Here is a 13,928-nt window from a genome sequence, read left to right on the forward strand (position 1 = left end):
GACTCTTCCGTTTAAATGCACTTTTTTATTGGATGGGTGTAGCTAGGTTGTCCACGTTTTCATTGAATGAAATGCAATACAAGCACTGAACTGTTGCCCCATCCAAGTCATCTTCATCAAACAATCTGTCATCAGACAACCATTCGTCTTGCATCGCCTCTGTAATCTCTTTGGCCATAAACACAGCAAGAGTGGCGTTAGGGTATTCCGAAGCAAGGTAAGCCTTAATATGATGCTCTAGCATCGGTTCAATGGAGTGAAGCCATAGGGACTCATTGCTTGAATGAGCCATAGTTATAGCAAGTCGAGCTTGAGTCATTGCAGACGGCAGCGATAGGCTTGTAAATTCAGTTCCATAATCTCTCTCCTTAGCGTTTATTCCAAAGGCTAAATTTCATCACACGGGTAGATACCACAGACTTTGCACAAACGTCGGCCCATCAGTTTCTCTGATGTGTGAGTAGAATAAAGCATCATACCAAGTAATAAAAATTCATACTGAGTATCAAAGTATCATACTAAAGGCAGCGAAGGTTATAACTCGCTGCCTTTTTACCGTTTGCTTCTTAAGATATATTCCCTGTATGCCTACGGGTATCTATAAGTCGGGATTTACTATTTGCTGAGTGCGTTCGAAGACATCGAGCCCTTGTTGTTTTAGCCAATAGGGGATGTCAATCAGTACCCAATTTTCTGATAGCTTGTTACCTTCCCGGTAGTAAACATCGACCACTTGCATGTCTGCACGGATCTCACCGCCGGGCATTCCTAAGAAACCACCGATAGGTGTATTCGACAGGTTTGGCCAACCAAAAAAGCAAGAGAAGTTACCTTCTGCGAAACGACATACGTGGCCATTAAACTTTTTGTCTTTTAAGTTATTGCGAAACGGTAGCTGGTGCTGCTGTTGGTAACGAGGGATCGTGTAAGACGCACCGATGCCACATGGACCATACCAAATCATATCTTTCGACCAGCTCTTCTCTAGTACCTCTGGTGGGCACCCCATCGCGCCGCTGTCGTTCAGAGTAGATAGGTCATCGACCATTTGATTAACGAGAGCTAGCGTAGCTTGGCCTTCGTTTGGCGCAGCATCTTCGAACAAAAGCCCATCGTGGTTGCGAGGCCCTGGGTAGACGAAATGTTTCCCTGTTGAAGGCGGTAGTGGGTAACAGCCTGCTTGATCCATCATGCCCAACAAGTCGAGAAAGAGCCCCGTTTTGGTGATCTTACCGTTTTGGACACAACTAAATTCGGCGTAGCGGATATTTACGATCTTGCCGGTAGGGCGCATACCTAGGAACTCGGCATCAAACAGCCCCATAAAATGGCCCATACTCATTACCCAAATTTCTTCAGGGGCAACGTCATTATTACCTCCGATAAAGATATCTTGACGACGCTGCATACGAGTGATGGATTTCATTAGCGGTGACCAGAAAGTCTCTGCCGCCGCCTGTGCACCTACTTGTTCACGAAAAGGATAGACACCCCGCCAAAGATAATCTTCTGATGTGTGCACTTTGAGGACTTGTTCTACATTTTCAGGGGTTGCGCTTTCCATGGCGTCGAAGTAATCGCGCACAACACGTTTTGCTTGTTGATATTTAGACATAGTTATCTCTGTTCACTGATAGTAGGGAAGGGTTAAAAGACATAATTCTTTCGAATTTCTAGTGACGCCTTATCCAGTGTGTTGGATTATTTGCTTCCATATCGCTAGCTCGTCGTAAAGTACATATTCACGACGCAGCCCCCAAGGTCCGAATTCAGCATGGCACGCTCCCATGATGTAAACCTCTGCTTCTGTTGGTTGACCAAAGGCACCGTAGCCTTCATGTTTACCTTGAAGGGACCAACGGATAGCGGCTCGTGGTGGCATCATGTCACCTTCAAGGCCTATGCGGTGGTGAATCTTAAACTCGGCATTTGGGAAAGCTGAGCGTAATTGCACCCAAAAATGGTCGATTTCAGAATGTGAAAGGGCAGATTGGCCACCGGCGTATTCACCGATACAAGCGCGGTCATACTCGCGTGGAATAACACTCAGTTGAGCGTTCATGATCGCTTGTAAGATGTCTTCGTACTTACGTCCCCATTGGTTGTCATTACCAACACCTAAGTAAGGGCCTTGTTGGTCTAATTCAGGCGTAAACACAGGCTGGCACTTTTCGATGCCACCGCTTTGCTCTATTAAGTGTTGCGTATAAGCTTTTGGGGTATAGCCTAACTGCCTTGCAATAGAGCCTTGATCTCGAATTAGCCATTCATCGTTGATTTGGTTATTGATGGCGTGACAGTCTGCAATGATTCTAAATTTGAGCTTAGTGCCGGTCTCTTTGTCGGTTGCGGTAGAAATGATGCGATGTGATGACAGCATGCCTTGTTCAGGTGTACCGCTCCAGATAACATCCTCGCCAAACAGCGTTCTGTCTGGAAATTGCGCAAGCACGGCTAAGGTCGCGTTGATCACGTCTTTGTTGCCGATAGAGATGCCTTGAGGCGTTCTTACTACGATGTCTTCAGAGTAATAATCATGCAGAGTGTGTAAGCCACGATCTTCCCAGATCTCTTTGGTAATACCTAATATGTAGTCGGGGAAGTTTTGCCATTTAGGATCAAATCCAGTCATAGTCATTGTTCTATCCTTGATTGTATTTTCTCGTGGCGAGTCTAAGTGAATACCTGACTCGCTCATTTTATAGTGTATTTATTTGTCAAACTGACGGTAACGCGCTTTGTTGAGTTCTTTCATTCGTGCCAATACATCGACGCCGAGCTGGTGGTAGACGTCGAGTAGGTCGACCAACACCCAGTTTTCACGAATTTTGCCGTCTTCAACGCGCCAAAAATCTAGGCTTCGCATCGTGATGTTTTGATTAGATGGCGCAATACCTAGCCAACCACTGCCTGATACGGTCATCTCCATTCCTGGCCACGCGGTAAAGGCAACGTAATTATTGTCAGCAAACAAGTAGCCATTACCTTCTTTGGTTCGCCTATCGGGCAGAGCATTTAGGAAAGGAATTTGATGCCAGTTTCTAAATCCAGAGATGCCACGACCGGTACCAATACCAGAAGGGCCATACCAACTCATTTTAGGGTGCCAAAACGATTCAAGATTCATGGCGTCTACTCCGCCTTGAACGTGTTTGGATAGGCCGCTTAGCATTTCGCCAACCACGGTCAAACTCGCATCCGCTCTTAATGCATCAGTCTGTCCAGCGATACCGTCTAATGTCGCCGGTGCGGGCGGGTGCCATTCACGACCAAGGCTCGGTGACATTGGCCACGCATTAGCTTGCATCATCAGTTCAGGGATATCCCACAGCGCTTGGACTTCGACCACTTTTCCATTTTCAAAGCGGTAGAACTCATGAAAGCGCATCGAGACTTGATGTCCGGTTGGGGGGATATCAAGCCAAGGTTCCAAAAAACTGCCGGTGTAATAGCCAGCGCAACCCACCCAATTTTCACCATTGGCGTTGCCACCCATTTCTATATAAGTGCGTTTTTCCAAGTCAGGAATTGCTTGCAATAGGGGCTGATAAAGATGGGTAAATACCGATTGTTTGGTTGCGAGTGTTTCGAACGGGTAGCCATATTGCAGCGTCGCGCTACCACTGATTAACTCGTTCAGTTGCGCTTCAACGTTGGCAGGTTCGAAGTCATACATTGCTTGATTGAGCGCACGAATGCGCTCTTTATTATCAGAACTAGACATGAATTACCTCTAGCGAGCTTGGTAAAGAGGATTGCTCTTAGAGTCCTTATTCTCCCAGCCGTGACCAGAGAACGCATCGACGCCGAGTTGAGCCATTACCGCTGGGAAATCCACCATCACGTAGTTGTCGACGATTTTTCCGTCAACCACTTTCCAGAAGTCCATGTAGCGAATAATGACCTTTTTACCTGTTGGCTCGATGCCCATAAAAGGACCCGAGTGAATCGCTTCTTGACGACCAAACGCCGCACACCACTCACCTTGAGTTAGGCGCGCTTCATCAATACACACTTTTTCAGAAAAGGCCGCTTGGAAAGGGCGTTGCCAGTTTTCTTGAAACTCTTTGAGGTTGTCTTTGAAACCACAGCCCGCATTGCCCATCCAGCGGAAGCTTTCTGCGAAGAAGCGACCCATATTGTCGATGTCATGGTCATTAAGGCCGTCAACCATTGAATCAATAACGTGTAGTGTTTCGTCTGTTTTGGTCAGGTCATTGTCGTTGGTTAGCACACCTTGTTCTGGGCGAGCTGCTGACGTTGTTGATTGCTGTGTGTTTGGACGTTCGCATGTATGTGTCATTGGTAATCTCCTTTTATCCTTTAACTGCGCCGGCAACCAAGCCTGATACGATCTTCTTCTGGAAGAAAATGATCAACGCGACAATGGGTAGTGTGATAGAAACGGCGCCTGCCGCTGTCATTGACCAGTATTTAATGTCATCTGCACCAAACTGAGATATGGCAACCGGCATGGTCGCGGCGTTGGTGGCGGTAAGCGTAAGTGGAATCAAGAACTCGTTATACGCCAACAAGAAAGTGAACAAGCCAGTGGTGATAATGCCCGGCCACATCACAGGGACGATGGCTTTGGCAAAAGCTTGAAACTGGTTACAACCATCCATCATTGCCGATTCTTCTAGCTCTTTAGGGATGTTCATAAAGAACGAACGCATCATCCAAATGGTGAAAGGTTGGTTAATCGCAACTAATACAAGGATCAATACAATGTGCGTGTCATAGAGCCCAACCATACGAGTGAACTCGTAGTACGGGATTAGGAACACGGTGTGAGGCAGCGAGCGGAAAACCAGCGCTAGCATTAGTAGCCAGAAGCCTAGCCTTCCTGGGTAACGTGCTAAGGCATAGCCTGCAAAACATCCAATCGTTAATGAGATCACTACTACACCAAGGGTGACGATCACCGAGTTAATCAGAAATTGACTAAAGCCGAACTCTAGCCATAAATTAGCGTAGTTGGTCGCCGTTGGCTCGAACACCCAAACCGGTGGGTTGGAGAATGCATCGACAGGGTTTTTAATGGACGTCATGATGGTCCAGAAAAATGGGAAGGCACAAAATAGAACCCATAAGCCCATGATTCCATACACCATCATTCGTTGAATATTTAGGTTACTTGGGTTCATGCGCGAATTCCTTTTTGCTCTTTGTAAGTCAGGTATAAGAAAGGGATCAGAAGTACGAAAATGCCTAGCATGGTCAGTACTGAAACTGCGCTGCCTTTCGCTACGGCGTCTTGCACGATGCCGACACGGTAGTTGTAATACATCAGCGTTTCTGTGGCATTAAGGCCGCCAGTCATTACTGCGACTGAGTCAAAGAGACGATAAGCATCCATGATACAAATCATCGAGATAAACAGAGTCAGCGGCTGTAGCGCCGGTATGACAACATGTTTAATTTGGTCCCATTGATGAGCGCCATCGAGCACAGAAGACTCTAATGTGTCTTGTGGAATCGCCTGTAGGCCAGCAAAGAACACGATCGCTGCAAACGGTGTGACTTGCCAAATGCCGTAAAGGATGATCAAAGCGCGAGACTCAAACACATCACTGAACCAGTACACCTGGATACCGACCAAATTTAGTAGGTAGGTGATGTAGCCAAAGTCTTGGAACAACCAAGAGAAAATCAAGGTGCCAACAACCGGCGTCACTACGAAGGGTAGTAGTGTCGCTGCCATGAAGAAGCCACGGATTTTCTGGCTGAGTTTGTTAAGTGCTAGGGCAACAATAAAGCCAAGCACTAAAACACTGATCACAACACAGACTGTGTAGATAAAAGTGAACTCAAAAGCAGACCAGAATGCTTCGTCTTGCAATATGTCTAAATAGTTTTCGAAACCCACAAAGCGAAGTTCGCCTTTAAAGTTAAATCGGTTTAGTGACAGGTACAGCGTCATCACCAATGGCGCTGCCATCAGCAGCGACATTGAGGCGATAGACGGGCCTGAGAAACCGAGGAAATTACGTAAATTCATGACCGCTCCTTAGTCAATGTAACCTTGTGCTCGCGCTTCTTTGTAGTAGCCTTGCGCAGCTTCGTTCAGTGCCACTTCGATGCTGGTTTTGCCACGCAGGGCATCAGGGAGTTTGTTGCCAATCTCGGTGTGAGCTAGGCCGTAGTAACCTTCGGTTGGGAAAGGTTTGGCACCTTTTTCAATCATTTCTGCAAGCGCACCTAAGTAGCGGTATTGTTCACCTTCCACTTGGTTTGCTGATTGACGAGACAAGAATGCCAATTCAGCCCCTTCTTTCATGTTTTCTTTGCTCATCGATTCCATCATGATCTTGAAAACAAGCTCTCGGTCAGCATTGAGGCGATGTGGGAATACGTACCCATCCCAGAATATACTTGTAGACGGTATGGTGGTGCTCTTATTCGCCGTTGGTGCCATAGAGTAGTTCACCTTACCCACCACTTTAGATACTTGATCGTTATCCATTTCTGCAGCGCGAGTGGCCCATACGTTACCCATCGCGGCTTTATCTTGCTGGAAGTTAACCATGACTAGATCGTTAGAGAGAGACAAAGCATTCGGAGACATCAGAGGTAACAATGATTTCAGAATATTGGCCGCTTCTACGCCTTTTTCGCCGTCAAACAGAGGCTTACCGTCTTCATCAAAGTACTGACCACCTAGAGATAGGTAGATGTTGGTGAATTCAGTCGCCAAGTTCCAACCTTTACCCATCGCCTGAGAAAGTGGGTAGTCGATACCAGCTTCTTGCAGAGCTTGGCCAGTGGTGACCACTTCTTGATAGGTGTGCGGGACTTCTAGGTTGTATTTGTCGAACAGGTCTTGGCGGTAGAAGAACTCTTGCATGTTTAGTTGAATCGGTAGCGCGTAAATTTCACCGTCATACGTTGCGAGCTCCCAGATGTTCGGCGGGATGTCAGCTAGGTCATACTCGTCCCAGTATTTTTCAACAAGGTCAGTGATGGGCTGAATTTGCTCTTTAAGTAGGAATTCATGATAGCTTTGAGCTGATACTTGAATCACGTCGTAAGGTGAATTGCCACGGCGGCTAGAAAGTACGATTCGTGCTTGTTCTTGAACGGCACTGCCACCCACTAGCTTGTTTTTGACTTGTAATGTGGAGGTTTCGCACTCTTTCATCTTATCTGAGAAGTGCTTGAGTACAGGGTAGCTGTTCGACAGCAGGGAGATTTTCCCTTTCGCTTCGATGTCACCGAGGTCACAAGCCGCAAAGCTTGGAGCAGATAAGATAGCGCCAGTACAGATGGCAAGAAGTGATAATGTTCTCTTCATTTTGGTAATCCTTTACTACGTAATTTGTGGTCGTTCATAACCATCGCTTGATGGTCTTAAAGTAATTAAGCGGCTTGGATACAGCTGGTTGCTTGCTCGCGATAAATGCGCTGCTCAGATTCGCTATCGAAAAGGTAGGTATGTTCAAGGTTAAATTTGAAGCCTATGCGGTCGCCCATACCAACAGTGCAATGCTTATCGGTTCGGCAAATAACGTAGTGCTCGTCGACTTGAACGGTAATCAACGTACATTCGCCGGTCATTTCTACCGAGTAGACATCACCGTATAAATGACTTTCATCGACAGGGCACAAAGAGACATCTTCAGGGCGAACGCCTAAGGTGACGGCCTCATTGTCTTCGCTATTGAACCCTGACACTGAACAACTCACGCCTGAGAATGTTCCATCAGCAAGTTGTCCTTTAATGAAGTTCATGCCTGGTGAGCCGATAAAGCTTGCAACAAATAGGCTTGCTGGGTTGTTGTAGATTTCTTTTGGGGTATCAAGCTGTTGGATTTTGCCTTGGTAGAGAACGGCAACACGGTCAGCTAATGTCATCGCTTCAATTTGATCGTGGGTCACGTATACCGTGGTGCGTTGAAATTCATGGTGTAGATTTTTCAGTAGGGCACGCATTGAAACACGCAGTTTTGCATCTAGGTTGGATAGAGGCTCGTCCATTAGGAACATGCGAGGTTCACGAACAATCGCTCGAGCTAACGCAACACGTTGGCGCTGTCCTCCTGACAGTGTCGCTGGTTTGCGGTCTAGCAGGTGTTCTAGCTCAACACGCTTAGCTGCACGCATCACGCGGTCATACAGCTCTTCTTTCGGAACACGTTGCATTTCAAGAGGGAAGGCAATGTTGCCGTAAACGGTTTTTTGTGGGTACAAACCGTAGCTTTGGAAGACCATTGCGATATCACGATCTCTTGGGTGAGTGTCGTTGACGTACTCTCCATCGATATAGACCTCGCCTTCACTGGGAGTATCAAGACCAGCGATCATTCGCATTGTGGTTGTTTTACCGCAACCTGATGGGCCTAACAAAACTAGAAACTCCTTATCTTTAATCTCTAATGACAAGTCATTAATGGCTGTGAAATTGTCCCAGTATTTCTTTATGTTCTTGAGTGAAACTGATGCCATGATTTACTCCATCCATGTTTGAATATGTTTTTGCATACGAATCCATTCTGGCAAATGAGAATAAAACGGCAACATATAATTAACAATTAACACATATTCGTATCAATAGTGTGTTAGAAATCATGTTAAGACCATTTGATAGCCTTGATTAGATAATAACCGGTTGACATTGTATGAATCTTGAGCGAGTAAGGCTTGGTGTGTGTTTTGGATAGGTATGCATTGTAGTGGTGCAATAAAAAAGTGAGCCGATTGGCTCACTTCAAGTGTTGACTGTTTTTGATGTGACTAAGGGTTAACCTAAGAGGTTGGGTAAAGTTAAGGAAATTGCTGGCACGAATGTGATGATCATTAGGGCGACGAGCATCGCTCCAATCCACCCTAGAATTGCCCGCGATAATGATTCAATGGGCACATTACCGACTTGGCTGGCCATAAATAGGTTGGCGCCGAGTGGGGGAGTCACAAACCCTATGGCTAAGTTGACTATCATCACGATACCGAAGTGAATCGGGTCCATTCCTAATGCTGTCACGATAGGCAATAAGATTGGAGTTAAGATAACAATCGCCGCTAATGTCTCCATGAAGGTACCGACGATAAGCAGTAATGCGGTGATACATAGCAAGATGAGCAGTTTGTTTTCCGTAATAGAGAGAATGAACTGTGCGATTTCGGTTGGCAGACGTTCAAGTGTTAGGATTCTGCCAAAGGTAACCGAAGCGCCCACAATCACCAGTACTGCGCCCACCAACAAGGAAGACTCTAAAATGATCTTCACGACCTTTTTATAATCCAGTTCTTTGTAGACGAACATACCGAAAAACAAGCCGTACAAGACACCAATCGCAGCGGATTCAGTTGGTGTGAATACGCCAGAGTAGATGCCACCAAGAATGATGACAGGTAACAGCATCGCCCAAATCGCTTCTTTGAGTGCGGCTAGTCGCTCACTCCATGTGGCTTTTTTATCGTTACCTTTGTAGCCGCGAATCTTGGACACAATCAAGCAGTAGCCGATCAGCACGAACCCTACGACGAGTCCTGGAATGATGCCTGCCATGAACATTTTGGTGACTGAGACTTCGGCAGTAATGGCATACACGATCATTACAACAGATGGCGGAATAATCACCCCTATCCCCCCTGAAGAGGCAATAAGCGCACCTGCAAAGCTTCGGTCGTAGCCTTTTTTCACCATAGATGGGATCATGGTTAAGCCGATAGCAGCAACAGTCGCAGAACCTGTACCAGAGATGGAAGCAAAGAACATACAAGCGACGATGGCGACAATCCCCAAGCCGCCAGTGAAGTGACCGAAGAAGACTTCTGCTACATGTAAAAGGCGTTTTGATATACCGCCTTGGCTCATTAGGTTTCCAGCCAATGTGAAGAGCACTACAGCCAATAGCGGAAAAGAGTCTAGGCCTGTCACCAAACCTTGTACTAGAAATTCGATATTCAGAAAAGGCAGGCTCAAGATAGCCAGCATACTGGCTCCTGCGAGGGCAATACCGACGGGAACACCGATAAGAAGCAGTAATCCGAAACTGCCAAATAACAAAGCAGAGGTCATAAGCTTAGCTCCAGTAAACGGTTAGATGTGCGGTGTTTTGCTTTTAAGTGACGGTAGCGGTGTTGCGTGAGCCGCACCGACTTTGGCGAGTAAGCAATAATTGAAACACGTTTATTGATGCTGACGATAAGTCGAATAGCACTTAACACGGCGCAAACCAGAACAGAAGCGTATAAGCATGCGATGGGAATTTCCATTGCGGGAGCAATTTGCCCTAGCTTTAGGCTGCGACCAATCACTTTGAAGCCAAAGCACGCAACAGTGCAACTAAAGGCCAAGTAGATAAGGTCGGAAAGGATCAAGCTGTATTGCGTAAAATTGCCTGGTAACTTGTCAATGAACAGGCGAATTCGTATATGTCGGTCGTCACGAATGCAGTAGCTGATGCTCAAATACATCGCCCAAACGAAAAGATAGCGAGCGAGCTCTTCCGCCCAAGCGATTGAAGCGTCGAATAAACGTAACGCTATCTGTAAACACAGTAGCGCGGTCATCAATGAGATAGAAAGTACGATAAGTGTTGGTTCGAAGTAACGGTCGAACAGGCGAAACCATTTCATACATAACTCCAAAGAGTGCTGAAAAGGGCATTGAATGCCAATGAATGAACAGCATCTCAGGCTTTAAAGCGGCTTATTTGTAAAGCGACAAAGCTAGCTCTTAAAGCTTGAGTCAATAGCGGGCACCCATTAAGGGTTAACAGTGGTGATAGACGAATTAGAGTTGCTCTATTTCTGTGATCACACTGTCGAATAGCGCTTCACCAGTTTTGCTACGCAGTTCTTGGTAAACCGCAGCATTCATTTTTTCTTTCATTTGAGCGCGCACGTCAGTTGGTACGACGTTTACTGTCATGCCTTTCGCTTCAAGCTCTTTAATGACTTCTCGGTTCTGTTTCGCCGCGAGAGTGCGCTGAACGGCAATGGTTTCTTGGCTTACTTCATTGATAAGTGCTTGTTGGTCACTTGGTAGCGAGTCCCAAAACTCCTTATTCATGAACAACACGTAGTTGGTGTAGATATGGTTGGTCAGCGATAGGTACTCTTGCGCTTCGTAAAAACGCTCGGCGTAAATCGAGTAAACCGCGCTTTCTTGTGAATTGATTAAGCCTTGTTGTAGTGAAGTGAAGATCTCACCCCAAGAAAGTGGTGTTGGGGCAGTCCCTACCGATCTCCATGCACTGATTTGTGTTGGGTTTGAAGCGGAACGAATTTTTAAACTGTTAAGATCTTCAATGCTGTTGATTGGTTGCTTGTTATTGGTGATGCTGCGGAAGCCAACTTCCATGAAGCCTAAGCCATGAAAGCCTTTTGATTCCATTGAAGTGAGCAGCTGTTTGCCGATCTTGTCACTATCAAGTGCTTTATGAGCTTGCGCTTCATCTTCAAACAAGTAGAAGACATCAAGCACGTTGAATTCAGGTACGTAAGGGGAAAGCAGTACAGAGGCACCAAATGTCATTTGCAAGTTACCTTGCTGAACAAGCTCTGTGGTTTCTCTTACATCGCCCAGTTGACGAGCTGGGTAGATTTCTACTTCAAGTTCACCACCAGAGCGAGACTCTAGCTCTTTTTCAAAGTGCAGCATTGCTTTGTGGACTGGTGACGTTTCTTGGCTATCGTGAGCTAGGCGAATGACGTTGCTTGCAAAGGTATTCATGCTTGATAGCGTTAAGCCGAGGGCCGTGATTGAGGTAAAGATTGCGCGTTTCATTGTTCTTCCTTGTTTATCACATGACTTTTATGTGCATTCATTTGAGTCACGTTGTTCAGTGGGTTATTTGTCCGCACTTCATATCCTAATTTTGCATACGAATCCAAAATATAAACATGAGACTAACAAGTCAATAACAATTGATGCGGTTTGATAGCAAAGTTTGAAATTAACAGGTGAATTTTTAAACGGGATCACAGAAAGAAGCCCTAATATCTGATTAGGGCTTTTAGTCTAAATTCACGGAGGTAAATACGGTTGGCTTAGAGCGAGTTTGTTGTGAGGTAACAAACTGGTTATGGGTGACTGGCGGTGCTTCCACGCTCGATAATCGTTCCGGGTTCGAGCAGGTATTCGCCTTTAGCGTCAACGTTATCGTTAATTCGTTGCATCAAGTCTTCGACAGCACTTTGTACGATTTTATCAATAGGCTGAGCGATGGTGGTAAGATCGTAGCTTGGCCAAGATGCCATTGGAATGTCATCAACCCCCATCACTGCAAAATCTTGAGGGATGCTACAACCAAGCTGCCTTAATCCATCCATGACACCCATAGCCAGGATATCATTGGCACAGAACACGGCATCAGGTCTTGAAGTGTGCTCCATTAGCTCTTTAGCTGCTTCTAACCCAGATTCAAAATTGTATTTAGCATTAATGAAAATAGGTGAAGCTGCTCCTCGTGCTTTGGCTGTTTCAGAGAGCCCTAACCAACGTTTGTCACTGGTCATTGAGCCTGCGTCACCACTTACGTAAGCCAGTTGTTTATAGCCTTTATCGAGTAAATAATCGGCGGCTTGCGTGCCGGCTTGTTGGTTATCTAAGCCAGCGCTGTTCGCGTTAATGCCTTCGGTATACCGGTTAATTAGGCTTAAATGCACACCAAATTTCTCACATTGTGCAAACGCTCGTGAGGTGAGACGGCTGGTGGCGATAATCAAACCATCAACTTGATATTCAATCGCACGTGAGATAGCAAGATCCAAGTCATCTTTGTCGATTGGACAAAGTACAACTTGACCGCCGCGCTTTTGAATCTCCATCGCGAGGGCACGAGATTGTAAGTCGTACATTGGGTTTGATTCGCAATCGAGCGCGATGGCAACTAGCCCTGAACGGTTGGAAATAAGGCTGCGAGCAATCGCGTTTGGCGTGTAACCAAGTTTGGTTGCGGCATCCATAACCATTTTACGTTTCTTCTCACTAATACTCGCCGTTGGGCTAAATGCTCGAGAAACGGTAGACTGAGAAACGCCGAGCATTCTGGCAACGTCGATTGAGGTAACTTTCGCTTTTATGGTGAATCTCCTTATATCGTGATAAATCTAAGTACCACGCCATACATAATGAGCTGAGTTTAATAATTACAATACGTGTAACATTTGAAATCACAAAGAAAATTTATGAATTCATGACGGCTTGCTCATTTCGAAAGCCATCGATGATCATTTTATGTTCAGAACCGACGCAAAAGAAGCTAACTCCCAGTTCTTTCCAGTTGCGAGCTGCTTGAGCATTTGCGACAAACATGCCGACAGGCTTATTAACTTGCTGGGCCGCTTTGATTATTTTAATGCTTGCTTCACGCACACATTCGTCATTCACGCTTTCTGCCCCGTACGATACCGCTAAGTCTACTTGGCCGATGAACAGCGCATCAATACCTTTAACTCTTGCGATCGATTCAGCATTTACCACACCTTCTGGGTCTTCAATTTGAGCAATGACGACGGTGTCGCTCTTGCTGTCTTTGATGTGGTTTGCCATTGGTTTGGTTGCGTACTTAGCGGCGCGACTTGAACCGGCATAGCCTCGGCCTCCTTCACCATAATGGGACATCTTCACCAGCTTTTCTGCTTGCTCGGCGCTGCATACGTGTGGGATTTGGATTCCACTCGCACCGCAATCTAACGCATTCAATATGGTTGATGGTTGGCTATCTTGAACTCGAACAATGCAAGGGAGCAGATTGGCGCGAGCCGCGAGAATGCAGCTATCCAGTGTCGACCTATCGAAAGGTGCGTGCTCTGCATCCAAAACAATGAAAGGAAGCTCTGCTAATGACAGCACTTCGATGATGTGTGGGTGCGGCGTTTTGACAAATGTGCCAAGCAGCTCTGCGTTATTCAATATGTGCTTAAAGTTATCCATGTGTTTTTACTCTCCGTTGCAAAGGTATGCAAAACTTAACATG

14 protein-coding genes are annotated in these 13,928 nt (G+C 46.1%); all 14 read right to left on the bottom strand.

The features are described 5' to 3' along the window. Positions 1–25 precede the first annotated feature (25 nt). Positions 26–319 (bottom strand): hypothetical protein, encoded by a 294-nt coding sequence (locus ACTRWI_RS04180; protein WP_499129597.1) that lies wholly within the window; start codon positions 317–319, stop codon positions 26–28. A 279-nt stretch (positions 320–598) separates the two neighbouring features. Then, positions 599–1,615, bottom strand: coding sequence for an ester cyclase (locus ACTRWI_RS04185; RefSeq protein WP_499129598.1), 1,017 nt, complete (start codon positions 1,613–1,615; stop codon positions 599–601). Between the two features lie 69 nt (positions 1,616–1,684). Beyond that, a complete protein-coding gene (locus ACTRWI_RS04190; protein ID WP_499129599.1) occupies positions 1,685–2,638 on the bottom strand; it encodes a nuclear transport factor 2 family protein in 954 nt (317 codons plus the stop codon). Positions 2,639–2,710: 72 nt separating this feature from the next. Next, positions 2,711–3,724 carry an ester cyclase gene (locus tag ACTRWI_RS04195; protein WP_499129600.1) on the bottom strand — a complete coding sequence of 338 codons (1,014 nt, stop codon included), beginning with the start codon at positions 3,722–3,724 and terminating at the stop codon, positions 2,711–2,713. A gap of 9 nt (positions 3,725–3,733) precedes the next feature. Then, on the bottom strand, positions 3,734–4,303 hold the full coding sequence (locus tag ACTRWI_RS04200) for an ester cyclase (protein ID WP_499129601.1): 570 nt from the start codon (positions 4,301–4,303) through the stop codon (positions 3,734–3,736). A gap of 13 nt (positions 4,304–4,316) precedes the next feature. Continuing rightward, on the bottom strand, positions 4,317–5,147 hold the full coding sequence (locus ACTRWI_RS04205) for a carbohydrate ABC transporter permease (protein WP_499129602.1): 831 nt from the start codon (positions 5,145–5,147) through the stop codon (positions 4,317–4,319). Further along, the gene (locus ACTRWI_RS04210) at positions 5,144–6,001 is read right to left on the bottom strand and encodes a carbohydrate ABC transporter permease (protein ID WP_499129603.1); all 858 of its coding nucleotides are present in this window, start codon (positions 5,999–6,001) and stop codon (positions 5,144–5,146) included. Before ACTRWI_RS04210 ends, ACTRWI_RS04205 begins: the two co-directional genes overlap by 4 nt. 9 nt (positions 6,002–6,010) lie before the next feature. After that, entirely contained in the window at positions 6,011–7,294 is a 1,284-nt protein-coding gene (locus ACTRWI_RS04215; RefSeq protein WP_499129604.1) for an ABC transporter substrate-binding protein, read from the bottom strand. A gap of 65 nt (positions 7,295–7,359) precedes the next feature. Beyond that, complete coding sequence (locus ACTRWI_RS04220; RefSeq protein ID WP_499129605.1) at positions 7,360–8,445, bottom strand: ABC transporter ATP-binding protein; 1,086 nt, start codon at positions 8,443–8,445, stop codon at positions 7,360–7,362. A gap of 295 nt (positions 8,446–8,740) precedes the next feature. Continuing rightward, entirely contained in the window at positions 8,741–10,021 is a 1,281-nt protein-coding gene (locus ACTRWI_RS04225; RefSeq protein WP_499129606.1) for a TRAP transporter large permease, read from the bottom strand. After that, entirely contained in the window at positions 10,018–10,581 is a 564-nt protein-coding gene (locus tag ACTRWI_RS04230) for a TRAP transporter small permease (RefSeq protein ID WP_499129607.1), read from the bottom strand. Before ACTRWI_RS04230 ends, ACTRWI_RS04225 begins: the two co-directional genes overlap by 4 nt. Positions 10,582–10,738: 157 nt before the next feature. After that, positions 10,739–11,734 (bottom strand): TRAP transporter substrate-binding protein, encoded by a 996-nt coding sequence (locus ACTRWI_RS04235; protein ID WP_499129608.1) that lies wholly within the window; start codon positions 11,732–11,734, stop codon positions 10,739–10,741. A 296-nt stretch (positions 11,735–12,030) separates the two neighbouring features. Then, positions 12,031–12,996 (bottom strand): LacI family DNA-binding transcriptional regulator, encoded by a 966-nt coding sequence (locus tag ACTRWI_RS04240; protein WP_394246232.1) that lies wholly within the window; start codon positions 12,994–12,996, stop codon positions 12,031–12,033. Positions 12,997–13,135: 139 nt separating this feature from the next. Beyond that, positions 13,136–13,885, bottom strand: coding sequence for an HpcH/HpaI aldolase family protein (locus ACTRWI_RS04245; RefSeq protein ID WP_499129609.1), 750 nt, complete (start codon positions 13,883–13,885; stop codon positions 13,136–13,138). Positions 13,886–13,928: the final 43 nt, after the last annotated feature.

Source organism: Pseudoalteromonas sp. G5_S1_14_S5 (genome assembly GCF_054968605.1).

Coding starts and splice junctions, on each gene's coding strand:
- ACTRWI_RS04180 (WP_499129597.1), bottom strand. CDS start 319: ATGACTCAAGCTCGACTTGCTATAACTATGGCTCATTCAAGCAATGAG.
- ACTRWI_RS04185 (WP_499129598.1), bottom strand. CDS start 1,615: ATGTCTAAATATCAACAAGCAAAACGTGTTGTGCGCGATTACTTCGAC.
- ACTRWI_RS04190 (WP_499129599.1), bottom strand. CDS start 2,638: ATGACTATGACTGGATTTGATCCTAAATGGCAAAACTTCCCCGACTAC.
- ACTRWI_RS04195 (WP_499129600.1), bottom strand. CDS start 3,724: ATGTCTAGTTCTGATAATAAAGAGCGCATTCGTGCGCTCAATCAAGCA.
- ACTRWI_RS04200 (WP_499129601.1), bottom strand. CDS start 4,303: ATGACACATACATGCGAACGTCCAAACACACAGCAATCAACAACGTCA.
- ACTRWI_RS04205 (WP_499129602.1), bottom strand. CDS start 5,147: ATGAACCCAAGTAACCTAAATATTCAACGAATGATGGTGTATGGAATC.
- ACTRWI_RS04210 (WP_499129603.1), bottom strand. CDS start 6,001: ATGAATTTACGTAATTTCCTCGGTTTCTCAGGCCCGTCTATCGCCTCA.
- ACTRWI_RS04215 (WP_499129604.1), bottom strand. CDS start 7,294: ATGAAGAGAACATTATCACTTCTTGCCATCTGTACTGGCGCTATCTTA.
- ACTRWI_RS04220 (WP_499129605.1), bottom strand. CDS start 8,445: ATGGCATCAGTTTCACTCAAGAACATAAAGAAATACTGGGACAATTTC.
- ACTRWI_RS04225 (WP_499129606.1), bottom strand. CDS start 10,021: ATGACCTCTGCTTTGTTATTTGGCAGTTTCGGATTACTGCTTCTTATC.
- ACTRWI_RS04230 (WP_499129607.1), bottom strand. CDS start 10,581: ATGAAATGGTTTCGCCTGTTCGACCGTTACTTCGAACCAACACTTATC.
- ACTRWI_RS04235 (WP_499129608.1), bottom strand. CDS start 11,734: ATGAAACGCGCAATCTTTACCTCAATCACGGCCCTCGGCTTAACGCTA.
- ACTRWI_RS04240 (WP_394246232.1), bottom strand. CDS start 12,996: ATGCTCGGCGTTTCTCAGTCTACCGTTTCTCGAGCATTTAGCCCAACG.
- ACTRWI_RS04245 (WP_499129609.1), bottom strand. CDS start 13,885: ATGGATAACTTTAAGCACATATTGAATAACGCAGAGCTGCTTGGCACA.